Origin of the sequence: Phenylobacterium sp. (assembly GCF_013822795.1) — a bacterium.
Taxonomy (GTDB): domain Bacteria; phylum Pseudomonadota; class Alphaproteobacteria; order Caulobacterales; family Caulobacteraceae; genus Phenylobacterium.
The window spans coordinates 1-18670 of the sequence record NZ_PNLB01000010.1 but is presented as its reverse complement, the minus strand read 5'-3'; the positions used below and the strand labels follow the sequence as shown (position 1 = coordinate 18670).

The 18670-nt window shown below is 67.4% G+C and carries 20 protein-coding genes; 13 read left to right on the top strand and 7 right to left on the bottom strand.

Translation table 11 applies throughout. The annotated features are described in order from the left end of the window. Window positions 1–4 precede the first annotated feature (4 nt). Complete coding sequence (tyrS, locus tag C0481_RS10455; protein ID WP_293403380.1) at window positions 5–1336, bottom strand: tyrosine--tRNA ligase; 1332 nt, start codon at window positions 1334–1336, stop codon at window positions 5–7. Between the two features lie 189 nt (window positions 1337–1525). Between tyrS and C0481_RS10450 the strand changes: the two genes are divergently transcribed. Beyond that, the gene (locus C0481_RS10450) at window positions 1526–2638 is read left to right on the top strand and encodes an anhydro-N-acetylmuramic acid kinase (RefSeq protein ID WP_293403378.1); all 1113 of its coding nucleotides are present in this window, start codon (window positions 1526–1528) and stop codon (window positions 2636–2638) included. Window positions 2639–2653: 15 nt separating this feature from the next. Next, window positions 2654–3952: an amidohydrolase gene (locus tag C0481_RS10445; protein ID WP_293403375.1), complete on the top strand. Its 1299-nt coding sequence runs from the start codon at window positions 2654–2656 to the stop codon at window positions 3950–3952. A 59-nt stretch (window positions 3953–4011) separates the two neighbouring features. On the opposite strand, the gene C0481_RS10440 is transcribed toward C0481_RS10445, so the two are convergent. Beyond that, window positions 4012–4662, bottom strand: coding sequence for an alpha/beta hydrolase (locus C0481_RS10440; RefSeq protein WP_293403373.1), 651 nt, complete (start codon window positions 4660–4662; stop codon window positions 4012–4014). Window positions 4663–4841: 179 nt separating this feature from the next. Between C0481_RS10440 and C0481_RS10435 the strand changes: the two genes are divergently transcribed. From C0481_RS10435 to C0481_RS10390, 10 genes are read left to right on the top strand one after another with little or no spacing between them, the layout of a single operon-like run. Further along, window positions 4842–5288, top strand: coding sequence for an Rrf2 family transcriptional regulator (locus C0481_RS10435; protein ID WP_293403370.1), 447 nt, complete (start codon window positions 4842–4844; stop codon window positions 5286–5288). Beyond that, window positions 5285–6418, top strand: coding sequence for a cysteine desulfurase family protein (locus C0481_RS10430; RefSeq protein WP_293403368.1), 1134 nt, complete (start codon window positions 5285–5287; stop codon window positions 6416–6418). The genes C0481_RS10435 and C0481_RS10430 overlap by 4 nt, the downstream gene beginning before the upstream one ends. Window positions 6419–6430: 12 nt before the next feature. After that, window positions 6431–7900, top strand: a complete 1470-nt coding sequence (gene sufB, locus C0481_RS10425; protein ID WP_293403366.1) for a Fe-S cluster assembly protein SufB — start codon at window positions 6431–6433, stop codon at window positions 7898–7900. Then, window positions 7897–8169, top strand: coding sequence for a hypothetical protein (locus C0481_RS10420; RefSeq protein ID WP_293403364.1), 273 nt, complete (start codon window positions 7897–7899; stop codon window positions 8167–8169). Before sufB ends, C0481_RS10420 begins: the two co-directional genes overlap by 4 nt. A gap of 23 nt (window positions 8170–8192) precedes the next feature. Then, on the top strand, window positions 8193–8567 hold the full coding sequence (locus C0481_RS10415) for a hypothetical protein (RefSeq protein ID WP_293403362.1): 375 nt from the start codon (window positions 8193–8195) through the stop codon (window positions 8565–8567). Further along, window positions 8567–9313 (top strand): Fe-S cluster assembly ATPase SufC, encoded by a 747-nt coding sequence (gene sufC / locus C0481_RS10410; protein WP_293403360.1) that lies wholly within the window; start codon window positions 8567–8569, stop codon window positions 9311–9313. The genes C0481_RS10415 and sufC overlap by 1 nt, the downstream gene beginning before the upstream one ends. Further along, window positions 9310–10341, top strand: coding sequence for a Fe-S cluster assembly protein SufD (gene sufD, locus C0481_RS10405; RefSeq protein WP_293403358.1), 1032 nt, complete (start codon window positions 9310–9312; stop codon window positions 10339–10341). The genes sufC and sufD overlap by 4 nt, the downstream gene beginning before the upstream one ends. A 2-nt stretch (window positions 10342–10343) precedes the next feature. Next, entirely contained in the window at window positions 10344–11558 is a 1215-nt protein-coding gene (locus C0481_RS10400; RefSeq protein WP_293403356.1) for a cysteine desulfurase, read from the top strand. Window positions 11559–11566: 8 nt separating this feature from the next. Further along, window positions 11567–11929, top strand: a complete 363-nt coding sequence (locus tag C0481_RS10395; protein WP_293403354.1) for an SUF system Fe-S cluster assembly protein — start codon at window positions 11567–11569, stop codon at window positions 11927–11929. 18 nt (window positions 11930–11947) lie between these two features. Further along, window positions 11948–12349 carry an iron-sulfur cluster assembly accessory protein gene (locus tag C0481_RS10390; protein ID WP_293403352.1) on the top strand — a complete coding sequence of 134 codons (402 nt, stop codon included), beginning with the start codon at window positions 11948–11950 and terminating at the stop codon, window positions 12347–12349. Here C0481_RS10390 and C0481_RS10385 read toward each other — a convergent pair. After that, window positions 12346–13014, bottom strand: a complete 669-nt coding sequence (locus tag C0481_RS10385; protein WP_293403350.1) for a glutathione S-transferase — start codon at window positions 13012–13014, stop codon at window positions 12346–12348. The genes C0481_RS10390 and C0481_RS10385 overlap by 4 nt on opposite strands. A 97-nt stretch (window positions 13015–13111) precedes the next feature. Between C0481_RS10385 and C0481_RS10380 the strand changes: the two genes are divergently transcribed. Continuing rightward, window positions 13112–14302 (top strand): low temperature requirement protein A, encoded by a 1191-nt coding sequence (locus tag C0481_RS10380; protein ID WP_293403348.1) that lies wholly within the window; start codon window positions 13112–13114, stop codon window positions 14300–14302. Here the strand turns inward: C0481_RS10380 and C0481_RS10375 are convergent. The 4 genes from C0481_RS10375 to C0481_RS10360 all read right to left on the bottom strand — a co-directional run. Further along, a complete protein-coding gene (locus tag C0481_RS10375) occupies window positions 14289–15089 on the bottom strand; it encodes an enoyl-CoA hydratase/isomerase (RefSeq protein WP_293403345.1) in 801 nt (266 codons plus the stop codon). The two genes, C0481_RS10380 and C0481_RS10375, sit on opposite strands and share 14 nt — an antisense overlap. Before the next feature lie 80 nt (window positions 15090–15169). Next, entirely contained in the window at window positions 15170–16225 is a 1056-nt protein-coding gene (locus C0481_RS10370) for a diguanylate cyclase (protein ID WP_293403343.1), read from the bottom strand. Between the two features lie 111 nt (window positions 16226–16336). Continuing rightward, window positions 16337–17923: a DEAD/DEAH box helicase gene (locus C0481_RS10365; protein ID WP_293403341.1), complete on the bottom strand. Its 1587-nt coding sequence runs from the start codon at window positions 17921–17923 to the stop codon at window positions 16337–16339. 279 nt (window positions 17924–18202) lie between these two features. Beyond that, the coding region (locus C0481_RS10360) for a toprim domain-containing protein (protein WP_293403339.1) at window positions 18203–18670 on the bottom strand (468 nt) is incomplete at its 5' end.

The following is an 18670-nucleotide window of genomic DNA, read 5'->3' as shown; positions in this document are numbered from 1 at the left end:
GCTCCTAGACCGGCTTCACCAGGACGATCTTCTTCTTGCCGGCGGCCAGCTTGACGACGCCGTCGACCAGGTCGGCGCTGGTGATCGTGCGGCCAGCGTCCGCCTCGGCCTTGTCATTGACCCGCAGGCCGCCGCCTTGGGCCAGGCGGCGGGCTTCCCCGCGCGAGGCGGCCAGACCGGCGTCGGTGGCCAGGGCGGCCAGCATTAGCCCGGCTTCGAGCTCGGCGGCCGGCACCTCATGGGTCGGCATGTCGCCCGACACCGAGCCGACCTCGAAGGCCACGCGCGCGGCCTCGGCCGCGGCCGCGGCGGCTTCTTCGCCGTGCAGCATGCGGGTGGCCTCGCCGGCCAGCACCTTCTTGGCCTCGTTGATGTCGGCGCCCTGCATCGCCTCGTAGCGGGCGATCTCGTCCATCGGCAGGTCGGTGAAGAGGCGCATGAAGCGGCCGACGTCAGCGTCCTCGGTGTTGCGCCAGAACTGCCAGTAGTCGTAGGGGCTGCGCATGTCGGCGTTGAGCCAGACCGCGCCGCCGACCGTTTTGCCCATCTTCTGGCCCGAGGCGGTCGAGAGCAGCGGGGTGGTCAGGCCGAAGGACGGCTTTTGATCGACGCGGCGGATCAGCTCCACCCCGTTGACGATGTTGCCCCACTGGTCCGAGCCGCCCATCTGCAGCAGGCAGCCATGGCTGCGCTCGAGCTCCAGGAAGTCGACCGACTGCATCAGCATGTAATTGAACTCGAGGAACGTCATCGGCTGCTCGCGATCGAGCCGCGCTTTGACGCTGTCGAAGGCCAGCATCCGGTTGATCGTGAAGTGGACCCCGTAGTTCCGCAGGAACTCGACGTAGCCGAACTTGGACAGCCACTCGTCGTTGTCGACCATGATCGCGTCGGTCGGACCATCGCCGAACGTCAGGAAGCGCTGGAACGTGCCCTTGATGGTGGCGATGTTGCCCTGGATCTGCTCGTGGGTGAGCAGCGGGCGCTGGCCGTCCTTGTCGGTCGGGTCGCCGACCTTGGTGGTGCCCCCGCCCATCAGCACGATCGGCTTGTGCCCGGCCTGCTGGAGGCGGCGCAGCATCATGATCTGGATCATGTGGCCGACGTGCAGCGACGCGGCGGTGGCGTCGAAGCCGATGTAGGCGGTGATCGGCCCCTTGGCGGCGGCTTCGTCCAGCTCCACCGGGTGGGTGATCTGATGGATGTAGCCGCGCTCCTGCATGGTGCGCAGGAATTCGGATTTGAAGGGCTGCTCGGCGGACATGGGGCGTTCTTCTGGCGTCGGGGATTCAGAGGCGCGCTCTAACACGCGATTGTCTGTGATTTCGAGGGGCATCTGACAGGCTCCTAGGCGGCTTGTGGCCGGAGACCGTCTTTTCCTGGGATGCGGGCGCCGACCTTTACGGGTGGCGCAAGAGATCGATCCGCGCCTGCTTTAGGGCAGGCGGTAATAGCGGCCGGCGAGGGTGGCGCGGGTGATCATGGGCTCTAGCTACGGCCCGCATGGCGTGGCAGTCAAGCTGGCATGCGAGTTCTGGGCTTCATGACCGGCACGTCCCTGGACGCCTGCGACATGGCGATCTTGGAGACCGACGGGGAAACGATCTTCGCCTTCGGGCCGGCCGGCGAGCGCAAGCTGAGCGAGGAAACCCGCTCGCTGGTGCTTGAGGCCACTCATGCTGCGATGGCCTGGGAGCGCGGCGAGGCCGAGCCGGACTCGTTCGCGCCGGCCGCCGAGGCGGTGGCGCGTGAGCACTTCGCCGCGGCCGAGGAATTCCTGGCGCAGAACGGCCTGACCTGGGCCGATATCGATCTGATCGGCATGCATGGCCAGACCGTGCTGCACGAGCGGCCGCAGGGCGGCGTCGTCGGGCGCACGGTGCAACTCGGCGACGCGCAGCGGCTGGCCGACGCGGCTGGCGTGCCGGTGGCCTTCGACTTCCGCACCGCCGATGTCGCGGCGGGCGGCGAGGGCGCGCCGCTGGCGCCGATCTATCACCTGGCCCGGGCCCAGAGCGCGGGGATGGCCGCGCCGCTGGCGGTGCTGAACGTCGGCGGGGTGGCCAATGTCACCTTCTGGTCGGGGGGCGAGGACATCGCCGCCTTCGACACCGGCCCCGGCAACGGCATGATCGACTTGCTGATGCAGTCGCGCGGGGCCGGCCGCTTCGACGAGGGCGGCAAGTACGCCAGCGTCGGCCAGGCCGACGAAGTGGTGCTGAGCGGGCTGCTGGCGCACCCCTATTTCAAGGCGCCGCCGCCCAAGTCGCTGGACCGCTACGACTTCACGCTCGAGCCGCTGGAGGCGCTGCGGCTGGAGGATGCGGCTGCGACCCTGGTGGCGTTCACCGCCGAGGCGCTGAAGCTGGGCTTCGACATCATGGGCGGATCGCCGACCGAGCTGATCGTCTGCGGCGGCGGGCGGCGCAATCCGACCCTGATGGCGGCCTTCGCCGAACGGCTGGCCGTCCCAGTGACCACCGCCGAGGATCACGGCTGGCGCGGCGATTCCATCGAGGCCGAGGCCTTCGCCTATCTGGCGGCGCGCACGGCGCGGGGGCTGCCGATCTCATTTCCGAAGACCACCGGCGTAGCTGCGCCGATGACCGGCGGGCGCATCGTCCGCCCGAACCGCTAGAGTTTAGGAGCTTACATGTCGAAACGGGTTTGGCTGGCGGGCGTCGCCGCAGCAGTGGCGATGACGGGGACTGCGTCGGCTCAGGAAGCGCCGGCGGCCAAGCCTTATGATGCAGCGGTGTTCGCCCAGGCCGCGGCGTTGCAGCCCAAGGTGATCGCCTGGCGGCGGGATTTCCACGAGCATCCGGAGCTGTCCAACAGCGAGGTCCGCACCGCCAAGATCGTCGCCGATCACCTGCGCAAGCTGGGCTTGGAGGTGCGCACCGGCGTCGGCAAGACCGGCGTGGTCGGCATCCTGAAGGGCGGCAAGCCCGGCAAGGTGGTCGCCTTGCGCGCCGATATGGACGCCCTGCCGGTGGCCGAGCAGACCGGCCTGCCGTTCGCCTCGAAGGTCATGGGGACCTATCTCGGCAAGCCCGTGCCGGTGATGCACGCCTGCGGCCATGACAGCCATGTGGCGATCCTGATGGGCACGGCCGAGATCCTGGCCGGCATGAAGGACCAGATCGAAGGCACGGTGGTCTTCATCTTCCAGCCGGCCGAGGAAGGTCCGCCTCCGGGCGAGGAAGGCGGCGCGCCCCTGATGGTCAAGGAAGGCGTGCTGACCAGCCCCAAGGTCGACGCGATCTTCGGGCTGCACGCGTTTCCGGGGCCCGTCGGGATGCTGGTCTGGCGTCCGGGTCCGATGATGGCCGCTTCGGACCGCTTCGAGATCCATCTGAAGGGCAAGCAGGCGCACGGCTCGATGCCGTGGCAGGGCATCGACATGTCGTCGCTGACCGCCGACATCGTCACCGCCTTCAACCAGATCACCTCGCGGCAGATCAACGTCTCCAAGACCCCGACGGTGCTGACCATCGCTACCCTGCAGGGCGGCCTGCGCTACAACATCATCCCCGAAGACATGGCCATGACAGGGACCCTGCGCACCTTCGATCCGGGCATGCGCACCGACGTCATGGCGCGGGCCGACAAGGCCGTGGCCTCGATCACCGAGCGCTATGGCGCCAGCGGCAAGATCGACTGGGGTCAGCCCAACCCGGTGACCGACAACAACCGTGCGCTCTCGGCGCAGATGAAGCCGACCCTGACGCGCGCCGCCCAGGGCAAGGTCGCCGACGACATCGACTACATCATGGGGGCTGAGGACTTCTCGTACTTCCAGAAGGAAATCCCAGGCTTCTTCTATCACCTGGGCGTCGGCAATCCGAAAGGCGGCAACCACTCGCCGTTCTTCGACGTCGACGAGAAGGCCATGGAGACCGGCGTGCGGGCCCAGGCGCTGCTGGCGCTGGATTACCTGGCCGCGAAGTAGACAAAAGAAAAGGCCGAGGCGTGAGCCTCGGCCTTTGAACTTCTCGTGCTGGCGCCCGATCAGATCGGGTCGGCCTCGATGCGCTTATCGAGATAGGCGCCGACGCGCTTTTCGACGTCGGGCAGGTTCTCGGCCCAGAAGTGGCTGGCCCCGTCGACGACCTCGTGGTCGATGACGATGCCCTTCTGGGTGCGCAGCTTGGAGACCACGCGCTCGACTTCCACCGGCGGGACGACGGTGTCGGCGCCGCCGTGCAGGATCAGGCCCGAGGCCGGGCAGGGCGCCAGGAAGCTGAAGTCATACATGTTGGTCGGCGGCGAGACGCTGATAAAGCCGTCGGTCTCCGGCCGGCGCATCAGCAGTTGCATGCCGATCCAGGCGCCGAACGAGTAGCCGGCCACCCAGCATTGCGAGGCGGCGGGATTGGTGGACTGCAGCCAATCGAGCGCGGTGGCTGCGTCGGCCAGCTCGCCGATGCCCGAATCGAACTCGCCCTGGCTGCGGCCGACACCGCGGAAATTGAACCGCAGGGTCGAGAAGCCGCGCTTCATGAACAGGTGGAAGAGCTGCACCGCCACAGGGTGGTTCATCTGCCCGCCAGCCTTGGGGTGGGGGTGCAGGATCAGCGCAATTGGCGACGTCGGGCTCTTGCCCTGGGTGTAGCGACCCTCGATCCGCCCGGCCGCGCCGGTCAGAACCACTTCTGGCATGCCATTCCTCTCGTCAGGCGCGGCGTCCGAATACTTGACTAACGCGCTCGGTCTTCCTAAGTCGCGACCGTCGGCCGGTTCCGGCGACAAGCCCCGTGCAAGCGGGGGCCTGTAACATATGGGACCCGGCAAACGCTCGAAAAAAAGCAATCGGGCTGCTGAGAGCTTCAAGGAGCGATATGCGCCTTTCGACCAAGGGACGTTATGCGGTGATGGCCATGGCCGACCTCGCGCGCCGCCAGGCCGCGTTGGCGGAAGGCGATCGCGCCGTGACCCTGGCCGAAATCGCCGCTCGGCAACAGATTTCGCTCTCGTACCTGGAACAACTTTTCGCGCGCCTGCGCCGTCGCGGCCTGGTCAAGAGCCTGCGCGGTCCGGGCGGCGGCTATCGCCTCGCGAAGACCGCCGAAGAGACCAACATCGCCGACATCGTCCTGGCCGTCGACGAGCCGCTGCGGGCCACCCGCTGCGGCATGCAGGGCAAGGGCTGCATGCTGAAGGGCGAGCGTTGCATCACCCATGACCTCTGGGAGGACATGGGCCGGCATCTGCACAGCTATCTGGCCTCGGTCAGCCTCGCCGACCTGGTGAACGGCCGCTTTGCGCCCCACGAGGCGGCTGCATGAGCGGGATCTATCTGGATTACAACGCCACCGCGCCGGTGCGGCCGCAGGCCGCCGAAGCGGTGGCGCGCGCCTTTACGATCGGCGGCAATCCATCGTCAGTGCACACCGGCGGACGCGCCGCGCGCGCGATCGTCGAGGACGCCAGGAACGCCGTCGCGGCCCTGATCGGTGGTCCGGCCTCGACCGTAGTGTTCACTTCGGGCGGGACCGAGGCCAACGCCTTGGCCATCGACAGCGCCGTGGCGACCGGCTCCAAGCGCCTGATCATCAGCGCCATCGAGCATGACAGCGTGCTGGAGACCGCCAAGATGAGCGGGGCGGCGGTGGAGTTCTTGCCCGTGACGGCGGACGGCGTCGCCGACCTGGCCTGGCTGGCCGAGCGGCTGGCGCGCTGGGACGCCGGCGACGGGCGGCCGTTCGTGGCGCTGATGCACGCCAACAACGAGACCGGCGTCGTCCAGCCGATCCGCGAAGCCTCCGAGATCGTGCGCGCCGCCGAGGGGTGGCTGCATGTCGACGCCATCCAGACCGCCGGCAAGATCATCACCGACAGCCGCGCCTTGGGCGCGGAGACACTGGTCGTCTCGGCGCACAAGCTAGGCGGACCACAGGGCGTCGGCGCCCTGACGTTCGGCCCGCGCGCGACCCTGGTGCGTCGCCAGCATGGTGGCGGGCAGGAGCGCGGACGCCGGGCCGGGACCGAGAACGTCGCCGGGATCGCCGGTTTCGGCGCGGCGGCGCTGGCCGCGTTGCGCGATCGCGAGATCGATGCGGGGTGGCGTGACGCCGCAGCCGCGCGCCTGACGGCTGCAGGGGCGGTCGTGATCGGCGAGACTGCGCCGCGGCTGCCCAACACGCTGTGCGTGGCCACGCCGGAGTGGGGCGCGGAGCTGCAGGTGATGGCCCTGGATCTGGCTGGGATCATGGTCAGCGCCGGTTCGGCCTGTTCGTCGGGCAAGGTGAAGGCCAGCCATGTGCTGACCGCGATGGGCCTGACCGACCTGGCCGGGTGCGCGATCCGCGTCTCGGGCGGCTGGGCCACCACGGAAGAAGACTGGGCGGCGTTCGCGACCGCCTGGGAGCAAGTTCAGTCCCGTCACGCCGCGCGTCGCCGCGCGCCGGCGGCGTGAGGAGGTAAGAGTATGGCCGCCGTCAAGCAGACCGTCGAACACGTCGAAAGCCTCGAAAAGTACAAGCACGGCTTCGTCACGGAGATCGACCAGGAGTTCGCGCCCAAGGGGCTGTCGGCCGACATCGTGCGCTTCATCTCGGCCAAGAAGGACGAGCCCGAGTGGATGCTGCAATGGCGGCTGGATGCGTTCGAGCGTTGGCTGGCCATGGACGAGCCGACCTGGGCCAAGGTCGACTTCCCGCCGATCGACTATCAGGACGCCTATTACTACGCCGCGCCGAAGGGCAAGGACGGGCCGATGAGCCTGGACGAGGTCGATCCCGACATCCTGGCGACTTACGAGAAGCTGGGTATCCCGCTGCGCGAGCAGGAAGTGCTGGCCGGCGTGCAGGGCGCGCCGCGCTACGCCGTCGACGCCGTGTTCGACAGCGTCTCGGTGGTGACCACCTTCAAGAAGGAGCTGGCCGAGGCCGGGGTGATCTTCTGCTCGATGAGCGAGGCGATCCGCGAGCATCCGGAGCTGGTCCAGAAGTACCTGGGCTCGGTGGTGCCGGTCTCCGACAACTACTACGCCTGCCTGAACGCTGCGGTCTTCTCGGACGGCAGCTTCGTCTATGTGCCGCCAGGCGTGCGCTGCCCGATGGAGCTGTCGACCTATTTCCGCATCAATGCGGAGAACAGCGGGCAGTTCGAGCGCACCCTGATCATCGCCGACGCCGGCGCCTATGTCTCGTACCTGGAGGGCTGCACCGCCCCGATGCGCGACGAGAACCAGCTGCACGCCGCAGTGGTCGAGCTGGTCGTGCTGGACGACGCCGAAATCAAGTACTCGACCGTCCAGAACTGGTACCCGGGCGATCCGGAGACCGGCAAGGGCGGCATCTACAACTTCGTCACCAAGCGCGCCGACTGCCGCGGCGACCGCTCGAAGGTGTCGTGGACCCAGGTCGAAACCGGCTCGGCGATCACCTGGAAGTATCCGTCCTGCGTGCTGCGCGGCGAGGCCAGCGTCGGCGAGTTCTATTCGATCGCCATCACCAACGGACGCCAGCAGGCCGACACCGGCACCAAGATGATCCATCTGGGCGCCAATTCGCGCTCGCGGATCATCTCCAAGGGCATCAGCGCCGGGAAGTCCTCGAACACCTATCGCGGCTTGGTCTCGGCTCACCCGAAGGCCAAGGGCGCGCGCAATTTCACCCAGTGCGACAGCCTGCTGATCGGCAAGACCTGCGCCGCCCACACCGTGCCCTATGTCGAGGCGCGCAACGGCAGCAGCGTGTTCGAGCACGAGGCCACGACCACCAAGCTTTCCGAAGACCAGCTGTTCTACGCCATGCAGCGCGGCCTTTCGCAGGAAGAAGCCGTCCAGCTGCTGGTCAACGGCTTCGTCAAGGACGTGCTGCAGGAGCTGCCCATGGAATTCGCCGTGGAAGCCCAGAAGCTCGTCGCCATCTCCCTTGAGGGCTCCGTCGGATGACCTATCCCGAGACGCCTCTCGACAAGCTCAGCGTTGAACTGCAGGCAGATGCGGAAGCATATGCGGCCAAGGTCGATGGATTGGCGCGAGATCCCTATTTCAGGGAAGCCGCCGTCAAGGTCTCGGTGTCCGGCTTTGTCTGGGCCCTGTTCCATCAATTCAAAGATGATCCCTTCGCGCGCGACGCACTAAGGGAGGAGCTGAAAATGCAGGGCGCGGCGATTGAGCGTGCGCTCGGCGCTTCGGCTGTTTCAGGCGTCGTTCAATGAATAACCCAGCAGAGACCCGCTCCATGTCCCTTCGCCGCGCCTTCGACGCCGAGCACGCCCGCCGCGATGCGGTCCGCCATGCCCGCGAGGAGGCCGAGCGCAAGCAGCAGGAAGAGGACCTGGCGCGCGCGCAGCAGCTGTACGACGCCCTCGCCGAAGACGAGAGCTTCCTGCGCGAGAAGGGCTTGGTGCTCGGCCTGCGTCGCTACACGGTCACGCTGAACCACGATGATTTCCTGATCGATGCGTACTTCGAATCCGGGAGCATCAATGTGCGCTCGGCCGACAAGCGCACGGCGACGACCTCCACCGCCGCGCCCCGCAAGCAGCAGTTTGTGAACACCCCCGGCGAAGCCCTTGATGTGATGGCCCAGTTCCTGGCCGACGAGACCGACTGATGCTTTCGATTTCCAATCTGCGCGCCGAAGTCGACGGCAACGAGATCCTGAAGGGCCTGTCGCTGGAGGTTCCGGCCGGCGAGGTGCACGCGATCATGGGGCCGAACGGCGCCGGCAAGTCGACGCTGTCCTATGTGCTGACCGGCCGCGACGGCTATGACGTCACCGGCGGAACCGCGACCCTGAACGGCGAGGATCTGCTAAGCCTGGACCCAGCCGAGCGCGCGGCCAAGGGCATGTTCCTGTCGTTCCAGTATCCGCTGGAGATCCCGGGCGTGCCGGCGCTGACCTTCATCCGCACCGCGATGAACGCTCAGCGCAAGGCGCGCGGCGAGCCGGAAGTGAGCGCGCCCGAGTTCCTGAAGCTGGCCAAGGCGACCGCCGCGTCGCTGAAGATCGACTTCGACATGCTCAAGCGCGCGCTCAATGTCGGCTTCTCGGGCGGTGAGAAGAAGCGCATGGAAATCTTTCAAATGGCGATGCTTTCGCCGCGTTTCCTGATCCTGGACGAGACCGATTCCGGCCTCGACATCGACGCGCTGAAGATCGTCTCGGACGGGGTCAACGCCATGCGTTCGCCCGACCGCGGCATGCTGGTGATCACCCACTACCAGCGGCTGCTCGACTACATCAAACCCGACCGCGTGCACGTGCTGTCGGCTGGGCGGATCGTGGAATCCGGCGGGCCGGAGCTGGCGCTCGAGCTCGAGCGCGAAGGCTACGACAAGTATGCGAGGGCCGCGTGAACATCGCTGAGGCCATCACCTCCGGCGACGCCAGCCTGCTGCCTGGCAAGCGCGACGAGGATTGGCGCTGGACCGATCTGCGCGGCCTGATCCGCCAGATCCCAGCCGCCTCGCCCGAGGGGCGCGCCTGGGCATGGGAAAGCCCGCTCGCGGGCCAGCCCGACATCGTGGTCGGCGTGGTCAATGGGCGCGGCTCCAGCGACCTGGAGGTCGCTGCCGGTGAAGAGAAGTTCGTCGCGTGGCGTTTCCTGTCCACGGCCGAGGCCGGTGCGCATAACGCCGAGCTCTGGGTGACGGTGGGCGAGGGCGCCAAGTTGACCCTGGTCGAGAGCTATGAGAGCGCGGCCGGCGGCTATCTCGCCAACACTGCGGTCAACATTCGACTGGCCAAGGGCGCGAAGGTCGAGCGCATCGTCTTCGCGGCCGATCACGCCGAAGGCGTGTCGGTGGTGGACGCCAGCGTCGAGTTGGCTGCGGACGCCGCCTATGCCCAGACTGTGCTGACCCATGGCGCGCGCCGCCAGCGGATCGAGACACGGGTCAACCATCCCGGCGCGCACGCGCAGGTTCGGCTGGACGGCGCCTATCTGCTCGAAGGCCAGCACAACGCCGACCTGACGACCGTAGTCGAGCATCAGGGCGTCGACGGGACCACCACGCAGCTGACCAAGGGCGTGGTGCGCGACCAGTCGCGCGGCGTGTTCCAGGGCCGCATCGTCGTGGCGGAGGGCGCCGACCGCACTGACGCGCGCATGGGCCATCACGCGCTGATCTTGTCGGACAAGGCCGAGATCGACGCCAAGCCCGAGCTGCTGATCTTCGCCGACGACGTGCAGTGCGCGCACGGCAATACGGTCGGCGCGCTCGATGAGGACGCGCTGTTCTATGCCGAACAGCGGGGCATGCCGGAAGACCTGGCGCGGGCGCTGCTGACCGCGGCGTTCGTGGGCGAGGTGATCGAGCGCATCGAGCACGACGCCGTGCGCGAGGCCGCGCAGGCCTGGGCCGCCCAGCGGCTGGAGGTCTGAGCATGGCCTTCGATGTCGAAGCGGTGCGGGCGCAGTTCCCGATCCTAAGCCGCCAGGTGAACGGCAAGCCGCTGGTCTATCTGGATAGCGCGGCCTCGGCCCAGAAGCCGCGGGCGGTGATCGACGCCATGACTGCTGTGATGGAGGGCTCGTACTCCAACGTCCACCGCGGCCTGCACACCCTGGCCAACGAAACGACGGACGCCTACGAGGCGGCCCGGAAGTCGGTGGCGAAGTTCATTAACGCCGGCGAGCACGAGATCGTCTTCACCAAGGGCGGCACCGAGGCGATCAACCTGGTGGCCTCCGGCCTGGGCGCGAGCCTGGTCGAGGGGGACGAAATCCTCCTGACGGTGATGGAGCATCACGCCAACATCGTGCCGTGGCATTTCCTGCGTGAGCGCAAGGGCGTGGTGCTGAAGTTCGTGCCGGTGCTGGACGACGGATCGCTGGACCTGGCGGCGATCCCCGATCTGCTGACCGACCGGACCAAGGTCGTGGCTCTGACCCAGATGTCGAACGTGCTGGGTACGATCAATCCGGTCGCCGAGATCGCGCGCATGGCGCATGCGGCCGGCGCCAAGGTGCTGGTCGACGGCTGCCAGGGCGTGGTCCACTTGGACATCGACGTGAAGGCGCTGGACGTCGACTACTACGTGTTCTCCAGCCACAAGCTCTACGGCCCGACCGGGATCGGCGTGCTCTACGGAAAACAAGAGGCGCTGGCTGAGCTGCCGCCTTACCAGGGCGGCGGCGAGATGATCGGCGAAGTGCGGCTGGAGGCGATCACCTATGCCGACCCGCCGCACCGGTTCGAAGCCGGCACGCCGCCGATCATCGAGGCGATCGGGCTTGGCGCGGCGATCGAGTGGCTGAACACCCTCGACCGCAAAGCCGCCGCCGAGCACGAGGCCAGGCTCTATGCCCGCGTCCGCGAGGGCTTGAAGGGCTACAACTGGCTGCGCGTGATCGGCGAGGCGCCGGGCAAGGGCGCGATCATGGCCTTTACGGTCGACGGCGCGCACGCCCATGACGTGGCTCAGATCCTCGACCGCTATGGCGTCGCCGTGCGGGCCGGAACCCACTGCGCCGAACCCTTGATGCGGCGTTTCTGCTTGACTGCGAGCGCCAGAGCTTCCTTCGCCCTATATAATACGGAAGGGGAGGCCGACGCATTCGTCGACGCGCTGACCCGCACCCAGGCCTTTTTCGCTTGAGTTTGAACATGGACGACGCCGCCTCCATCGAGCCGACCGCGACCACGCCGCTTTCGCAAGCCGAGCTGGACGCCCTGACTGATCAGCTGATCGAGAAGCTGAAGACGGTGTACGACCCGGAAATCCCGGTCGACATCTACGAGCTGGGCCTGATCTACAAGGTCGACGTCTCCGACGACAAGGACGTGGCGATCGACATGACGCTGACCGCGCCGGGATGCCCGGTGGCCGGCGAAATGCCAGGCTGGGTGCAGGACGCGGTGCGCGAGATCCCTGGCATCCGCAACGTGACCGTCGAGCTGGTCTTCGATCCGCCGTGGGACTCCTCGCGGATGTCCGACGAGGCCAAGCTTCAACTCAACATGTTCTGACCCCATATGGAGGGGAGCATGAGCGATCTGAACCTGACCCCTGCGCCTCGCGCGCGCCGCCCCCGGCCCAAGGTCGTCACCCTGACGGATGCGGCCGCCGAGCGCGTGCGCGCCATCATGGCCAAGGCTGAGAAGCCGTATGCCGGCCTGCGGGTCGGTGTGAAGAACAGCGGCTGCGCTGGTCAGGAATACGTCCTGGAGTACGCCGAAGCGGCCAACCCGCTGGACGAGGTGGTCGAGGACAAGGGCGTCACGATTCTGATCGAGCCGAAGGCCGTGCTGTTCCTGGTCGGCACCGAGATCGACTACGTGACCACCAAGCTCTCGGCCAAGTTCCAGTTCCGCAATCCGAACGAGACCGACGCCTGCGGCTGCGGCGAGAGCGTCACCATCGAGCCGGCCAAGCCCGCCGACGCCTAGGTCGCGTAGGCGTAGGGCCCGCCGCGCTCGAGGGCGCGGCGATAGGCCGGGCGCGCGTGGATCTTCTGCAGGAAGGCGGCGAGGCGAGGGCGTCCGGTCAGGGCGCCGGCGCGATCGGCGGCCGCCTCGACTGGGAAGCTCATCATCACATCGGCGGCGGTGAACTCAGGGCCGGCGAACCACTCCGACTTGCCCAGTTCGGATTCCCAATAGTCGAAGTGCGTCTTCAGGTTGGGGTCGACGAAGCTGGATTGGGCGCGGGCGGCGATCGAGCCGACCAGGCCCCGCAGGAAGAACGGGGCGCCGGCGGGCAGCCGACCGAACACGAGTTTCAGCAGCAGCGGCGGCATGGCCGAGCCCTCGGCATAGTGGAGCCAGTAGGTCCAGCGCAGGCGTTCAGGCGATCCCGGCGCGGGGGCGAGACGGCCTTGGCCATGACGCTCGATGATCCATTCGACGATGGCTCCCGTCTCGGCGACCGTCAGGTCGCCCTCGGTGACCACAGGCGACTTGCCCAGCGGGTGGACGGCCCGCAGTTCAGGCGGCGCCAGCATGGTCGCGGCGTCGCGCTGATAGGGCTTGATCTCGTAGGGGACGCCCAACTCCTCCAGCAGCCAGAGCACGCGTTGCGAGCGGGAATTGTTCAGGTGATGGACCGTGAGCATAGAAGTTACATTTACAGCGTAAGAACGTGGTGGCAAGGCGATAGCGCCACGGTGTGTCTCATGCCTAGATGGTCGGGCTTGCAGAGAGGGCGGGACCATGTTCGGCGCGACGAAGGATCTCCAGCGGACTCGACACGAGCACGAGCATCACCGGGTCACTTTCATCGAGCTGTTCTTCGACCTGGTGTTCGTGTTCGCGATCACCCAGCTGTCGCACTCGCTGCTCAAGCATCTGACCCCGATGGGGGCGCTGGAGACCGGCCTGCTGTTCCTGGCGGTATGGTGGGTGTGGATCTTCACCTGCTGGATCACCAACTGGATGGACCCGGAGCAGCCGGTCGTGCGGCTGCTGATGCTGGCTCTGATGCTCGCCGGCCTGCTGATGACGACGTCGCTGCCGGAGGCGTTCGAGGACAAGGGGATGCTCTTTGCCTGCGCCTTCGTCGCCATGCAGGTGGGGCGCTCGCTGTTCATGCTGTGGGCCCTGAGGCGGCACAATGAGCGGAATTATCGCAACTTTCTGCGCATCACCGCCTGGCTGACTGTCTCGGGTGCGTTCTGGATCGCGGGCGGACTTTCCGAGGGAGCCATGCGCCTGGCGTTGTGGGGCGTGGCGGTGGCGATCGAGTTTTCGTCGCCGTCGCTGGGCTTTTGGACGCCCGGCCTCGGGCGCTCGACGACGGCTGACTGGGACGTCGAGGGCGCGCACATGGCCGAACGCTGCGCGCTGTTCGTAATCATCGCCCTGGGCGAAACCCTGCTGGTGACCGGCGCCACCTTCGCCGAGTTGCCGATGAGCGTCGGCGTGGTGACCGCGTTCGGGGCCTCGTTCGTCGCCAGCGTGGCGATGTGGTGGATCTATTTCGACGCCGCCGCCGAACGGGCCAGCACACATTTCGCGAGGTCGGACGATCCGGGGCGGATCGCTCGGCTGGCCTACACCTACATCCATCTGCCGCTGATCGCCGGCGTCGTGGTGAGCGCGGTGGGCGACGAACTGGCTCTGGCCCACCCGGACGGACATGTGGACGTGAAGAGCGCCGTGGTGCTGCTGGCGGGCCCGGCGCTCTATCTGTTCGGCGACCTGCTGTTTCGGCGGGTCACGACGCAGCGGTTCCCCCGATCGCATCTGGCCGGGTTGATCGGTCTGGCGGTGTTGGCCCCCTTGGCGACCGGCCTGACGCCCGCGCTCCTCAGCGTGGCGACATCGACCCTGCTGGTCGCGGTGGCGGCCTCGGAGTCGCTGTCGCGTCGGCGGGAAGCCCGCAGCGCCGTCAGCGCCCCTTGAACAGGGCCGGGCGCTTCTGAAGGAAGGCCAGGATGCCCTCGCGGTTGTCCTCGGTCCGGCCCGCGTGCTTTTGTGCGACGCGCTCGGCGTGGAGCTGATCAGCCCATTCGGCGTCCAGGCTCTCCCACATCAGCTTGCGGATGGCGCCGAGGGCCTTCGGTCCCGTGGCGAGGTTCTGGGCGAACTCCATGGCCGTGGCCATCAACTGGTCGTCAGGCACGACGCGGTTGGCCAGACCCCATTCCACGGCGGTTTTGGCGGGCACCTTCTCGCCCATCAACGCCATCTCCATGGCGCGCGCCTTGCCGATCAGGCGCGGCAGCAGGTAGGTCGAGCCGCCGTCGGGGACCAGGCCGATGCGGCGGAACGCCTGCAGGAAGTAGGCGCTCTCGGCGCAGACGATGATGTCGCCCATCAGCGCCAGCGAGCAGCCGACGCCTGCAGCCACGCCGTTCACCGCGGTGACGATCGGCAGGGGGTATTCGCGGAGCGACTTCACGAAGGGATTGTAGACGCTTTCCAGCGCCGCGCCGGCGTCTGGTCCCTCCGGATCGGGGTTGGCGGGGGCGGCCCCGCCGCGGCCGGAGAGGTTGGCGCCCGAGCAGAAGCCGCGGCCTTCGCCGGTCAGCACCACGCAGCGGACGGAGGCGTCGGCCTTCATGCCGTCGAAGGCCTGCTGCAGTTCGTCCATGAGGTCGAGGCCCGCGGCGTTGAGCGTGCCAGGGTCCGCCAGCGTGATGACGCCGATCCCGTCCGCGACCGAAGTTTTGATCTTCGAATAGGCCATGGCGTCCTCCCTCAAGGTCCTGACGGAACTTAAAGAGGGATGTCGCCGCGTCAGGCTAGGGGAAAAACATCGACCGCGGCTCAGGCCGCCGCGGACACCGCCTCGGCGCTGGTCACACGGTTGCGGCCCGAGCGCTTGGAGACGTAGAGGGCGCTGTCGGCGCGCTCCATCAGGCCATGGGCGCTCTCGCCGGCCCGCAGCTCGGCCAGACCGGCGGAGACGGTGATCGCCCCGAGATCGTCATTAGTCGAGCGGCGCTTCAGCATCCGGGAGGAGACCTCCTCGCGGATCTCTTCCAGGACGATCGCGGCCAGTTCGGCGCGTTCGCGCGGGAAGATCAGGGCGAATTCCTCGCCGCCGTAGCGGGCGGCGAAGCGCGGCGGGGCGCCGACGCGGCCGATGACGCTGGCCACATAGCGGATGACCTGATCGCCGGTTTGGTGACCCCAGGTGTCGTTGAACGACTTGAAGTGGTCGATGTCGATGACCGCGAGGGTCAGGCTTTGTCCCTGTTCCTCGGCGTCGGAGCAGGCGCGCTCAAGCTCCTCGTCGAAAGCCTTGCGGTTGGCCAGGTTGGTCAGGCCGTCGGTCGTCGCCTCGCGGCGGACCTGCTCGAGGTGATCGCGCAGCTTGGAGACCTGGTCGGTGGATTCGCTGAGGCGGCGCTCAAGCGACTTGTTCTCGCGCTGAACGCGCTTGGTGGCGCTCACCAGCGTCTCGACGGTCGCCTTGAGGTCAAGGGCGCTGCCGGCGGCGGTGAGGGATTTGGAGGCGTCGGCCAGGGTCTCGCCATAGGCCTCGCTGGACTTCTGCGCCGTCTCGATGGCGCGGCTGACCGCGTCGAGTTCCTTGGTCAGGGCGTCGCCGGCGTCGCGGATCTGATCGTTGAGGCGCGCCTTCGGGAGATAAGTGGCGGCGAGTTCGTCGGCGACGGTGTCGGTGAACGCTTCGCCAGTGGAGAGCATCCGGGCGATTTCGCGGCCCAGGGCGCTGTCAGGGGCGGCGATGAAGTGTGTCCAGAGCTCGAAGTTGACCGCTGTCGGCCAGACCTTGTGCGCCTCCATGGCGTCCATGGTCTGCCTGGCCAGAGCATATGCGCCCGGACCCCGCAGCTTGGTTTCGATGTCGCCCGACATTCTGTCTTCCCCGAATCCCCGATACCGCCGCGATTTTTCCGCAGCGGCTCGTATCCGAGGTGAAGACTACCAGCGAGATTCCAACGAGCCGTTAAAAACTCGGCTTTTCAGCTATTCCGTAGTCGAACTGCGCGGCGGGGCCCGCAGGAGGAATGCTGGGATGTCCGATCCGAAGCCGACGACGTTGTCGCGGTCTTCTCGGTTGTCTCGGTGGTCGCGGCCGTCGCGGCCGTCGCGGTTGTCGCGGCGGGAACGCTCGCGACGCGCGGGTTCCGGCGCAGCGGCGACGGGGGCCGGGGCGGGCGGAGCGGCCTTCGGCGGCTGGGCCTTGGCGGCGGGTTCGGGACGTGCGCGGCTGCGGCGCTTGGGGGCCTCGGCCTGGCCTTCTTCGCTGGCAGGCGCGGCGACGACCGGTTCCATCGAGGCGACTTCGCCGTGCGGCGCAATCGGGCGCGAGCGTTCGCGGGAACCGCGCTCGCTCCGGCCGCCGCGTTCGCGCGAGCCGCCACGTTCGCGGCCGCTGCCGCTGGCGCGGCGTTCGTCCTTGATGGCGGCGAAGTCGACGCCCTCTAGCACGACCTCTTCAGGGGTCTTGCCGATGAGCTTGAGCACCTTGTCGATGTTCTTGGCGTCGGCGGGCGTGACGATCATGTACGCCTCGCCGGTCCGGCCGGCGCGGCCGGTCCGCCCGATACGATGGACGTAGTCGTCGGCGTGGTGCGGGACGTCGTAGTTGAAGACGTGGCCGACGGCCGGAATATCCAGGCCGCGGGCGGCTACGTCGGAGGCGCAGAGCAGTTTCAGTTCACCCTTACGGAACGACTCCAGGGTGCGCATGCGCGTCGCCTGGTCGAGGTCACCGTGGATGGCGCCAGCGTCGAAGCCGTGCTTCTTCAGCGACTTGGCGACGATATCGACTTCGGATTTGCGGTTGCAGAACACGATGCCGGTATCGACCTTGGCGCGCTCGATCAGCATGCGCAGAGCGGTGCGCTTGGCCTTCGGGTCGGAGGTCGGCAGCTTGATCATGTGCTGCGAGATGGTCTCGGCCGTCGTCGCCGGGCGCGCCACTTCGATCCGCAGCGGATCGTTGAGGAACTGCTTGGTCAGCCGGGTGATCTCCGGCGGCATGGTCGCCGAGAAGAACAGCGTCTGCTTCTTGGCCGGGGTCAGCTTGAAGATGCGCTCGATGTCCGGGATGAAGCCCATGTCGAGCATGCGGTCGGCTTCGTCGACGACCATGATCTGGACGCCGGTGAGCAGCAGCTTGCCGCGTTCGAAGTGGTCGAGCAGGCGGCCCGGCGTGGCGATCAGCACGTCCACGCCACGATCGAGCTTCAGTTCCTGGTCGCCGAACGAAACGCCGCCGATGAGCAGCGCCCACGACAAGGTGCGCTTCTGGCCCTTGGCGTACTTCTCGAACGAGGCGGCGACCTGATCGGCCAGTTCGCGCGTGGGGGCGATGACCAACGAGCGCGGCATCCGCGCCTTGGACCGGCCGGCGGCCAGCCGATCAATCATCGGCAGCGTGAAGGCCGCGGTCTTGCCGGTGCCGGTCTGAGCGATGCCGAGGACGTCGCGACCCTGAAGGGCCACAGGAATGGCCTGCGCCTGGATCGGAGTAGCGGTCGTGTAGCCGGTGTCGGCAACAGCCTGGAGCGTCGCGGGCGACAGGCCCAGTTCGGAAAATTCGGTCATTCAGCAGCAATGGGGGCGGGGGGCTCGCCCGAAGACGAGCTAGCGAACCGCGGCGGCGCAGACGGCGATCGTCGCGCGACGCGGAAGATACGGAGACATAGCGTCAAGTCAAACGCGTTCTGCCCCTTGCAGTTCAAGGGGAGGTCGAAGCTTCTCGCATGTCGTGCTCTGGGCCCGACGCGTCGCGGCCTGGCCGGAGCGCTTTGCACAGCAGTCACGCCGCCGCTCCCAACTCGCCGGAACGCGGCGGAAGGGCCGACTTGGACGCGCCGATCCCGCCTAGACGTCGAGATCGTCGGCGGCGAACTCGGCGTTTTCCTGGATGAAGCGGAAGCGCAACTCGGGCTTGCGGCCCATCAGCGCCTCGACCAGGTCTTCGACCGTCTCTTCGGCGCGAGGCAGGGTGACACGGGCCATGGTCCGTGTGGCCGGATCCATGGTGGTCTCCTTGAGCTGACCAGGCATCATCTCGCCGAGGCCTTTGAAGCGGCCGATCTCGGGCTTCTTGCCCTTGTACTCGGTCGCCAGCAACTCTTCGCGGTGGGCGTCGTCTCGGGCGTAGATGGTCTTGCCCCCGTGGCTCATCCGATAGAGCGGCGGCAGAGCCAGATAGAGGCGCCCCGCACGGATCAGGTCCGGCATGGTCCGGTAGAAGAAGGTGATCAGCAGCGATGCGATGTGGGCGCCGTCGACGTCGGCGTCCGTCATGATCACCACGCGCTCGTAGCGCAGGTCCTCTTCCTTGAA

What these genes read in the sequence shown, in the direction of transcription:
- tyrS (WP_293403380.1), bottom strand. Translation starts at nt 1,336, where the DNA reads ATGCCCCTCGAAATCACAGACAATCGCGTGTTAGAGCGCGCCTCTGAA.
- C0481_RS10450 (WP_293403378.1), top strand. Translation starts at nt 1,526, where the DNA reads ATGCGAGTTCTGGGCTTCATGACCGGCACGTCCCTGGACGCCTGCGAC.
- C0481_RS10445 (WP_293403375.1), top strand. Translation starts at nt 2,654, where the DNA reads ATGTCGAAACGGGTTTGGCTGGCGGGCGTCGCCGCAGCAGTGGCGATG.
- C0481_RS10440 (WP_293403373.1), bottom strand. Translation starts at nt 4,662, where the DNA reads ATGCCAGAAGTGGTTCTGACCGGCGCGGCCGGGCGGATCGAGGGTCGC.
- C0481_RS10435 (WP_293403370.1), top strand. Translation starts at nt 4,842, where the DNA reads ATGCGCCTTTCGACCAAGGGACGTTATGCGGTGATGGCCATGGCCGAC.
- C0481_RS10430 (WP_293403368.1), top strand. Translation starts at nt 5,285, where the DNA reads ATGAGCGGGATCTATCTGGATTACAACGCCACCGCGCCGGTGCGGCCG.
- sufB (WP_293403366.1), top strand. Translation starts at nt 6,431, where the DNA reads ATGGCCGCCGTCAAGCAGACCGTCGAACACGTCGAAAGCCTCGAAAAG.
- C0481_RS10420 (WP_293403364.1), top strand. Translation starts at nt 7,897, where the DNA reads ATGACCTATCCCGAGACGCCTCTCGACAAGCTCAGCGTTGAACTGCAG.
- C0481_RS10415 (WP_293403362.1), top strand. Translation starts at nt 8,193, where the DNA reads ATGTCCCTTCGCCGCGCCTTCGACGCCGAGCACGCCCGCCGCGATGCG.
- sufC (WP_293403360.1), top strand. Translation starts at nt 8,567, where the DNA reads ATGCTTTCGATTTCCAATCTGCGCGCCGAAGTCGACGGCAACGAGATC.
- C0481_RS10400 (WP_293403356.1), top strand. Translation starts at nt 10,344, where the DNA reads ATGGCCTTCGATGTCGAAGCGGTGCGGGCGCAGTTCCCGATCCTAAGC.
- C0481_RS10395 (WP_293403354.1), top strand. Translation starts at nt 11,567, where the DNA reads ATGGACGACGCCGCCTCCATCGAGCCGACCGCGACCACGCCGCTTTCG.
- C0481_RS10390 (WP_293403352.1), top strand. Translation starts at nt 11,948, where the DNA reads ATGAGCGATCTGAACCTGACCCCTGCGCCTCGCGCGCGCCGCCCCCGG.
- C0481_RS10385 (WP_293403350.1), bottom strand. Translation starts at nt 13,014, where the DNA reads ATGCTCACGGTCCATCACCTGAACAATTCCCGCTCGCAACGCGTGCTC.
- C0481_RS10380 (WP_293403348.1), top strand. Translation starts at nt 13,112, where the DNA reads ATGTTCGGCGCGACGAAGGATCTCCAGCGGACTCGACACGAGCACGAG.
- C0481_RS10375 (WP_293403345.1), bottom strand. Translation starts at nt 15,089, where the DNA reads ATGGCCTATTCGAAGATCAAAACTTCGGTCGCGGACGGGATCGGCGTC.
- C0481_RS10370 (WP_293403343.1), bottom strand. Translation starts at nt 16,225, where the DNA reads ATGTCGGGCGACATCGAAACCAAGCTGCGGGGTCCGGGCGCATATGCT.
- C0481_RS10365 (WP_293403341.1), bottom strand. Translation starts at nt 17,923, where the DNA reads ATGACCGAATTTTCCGAACTGGGCCTGTCGCCCGCGACGCTCCAGGCT.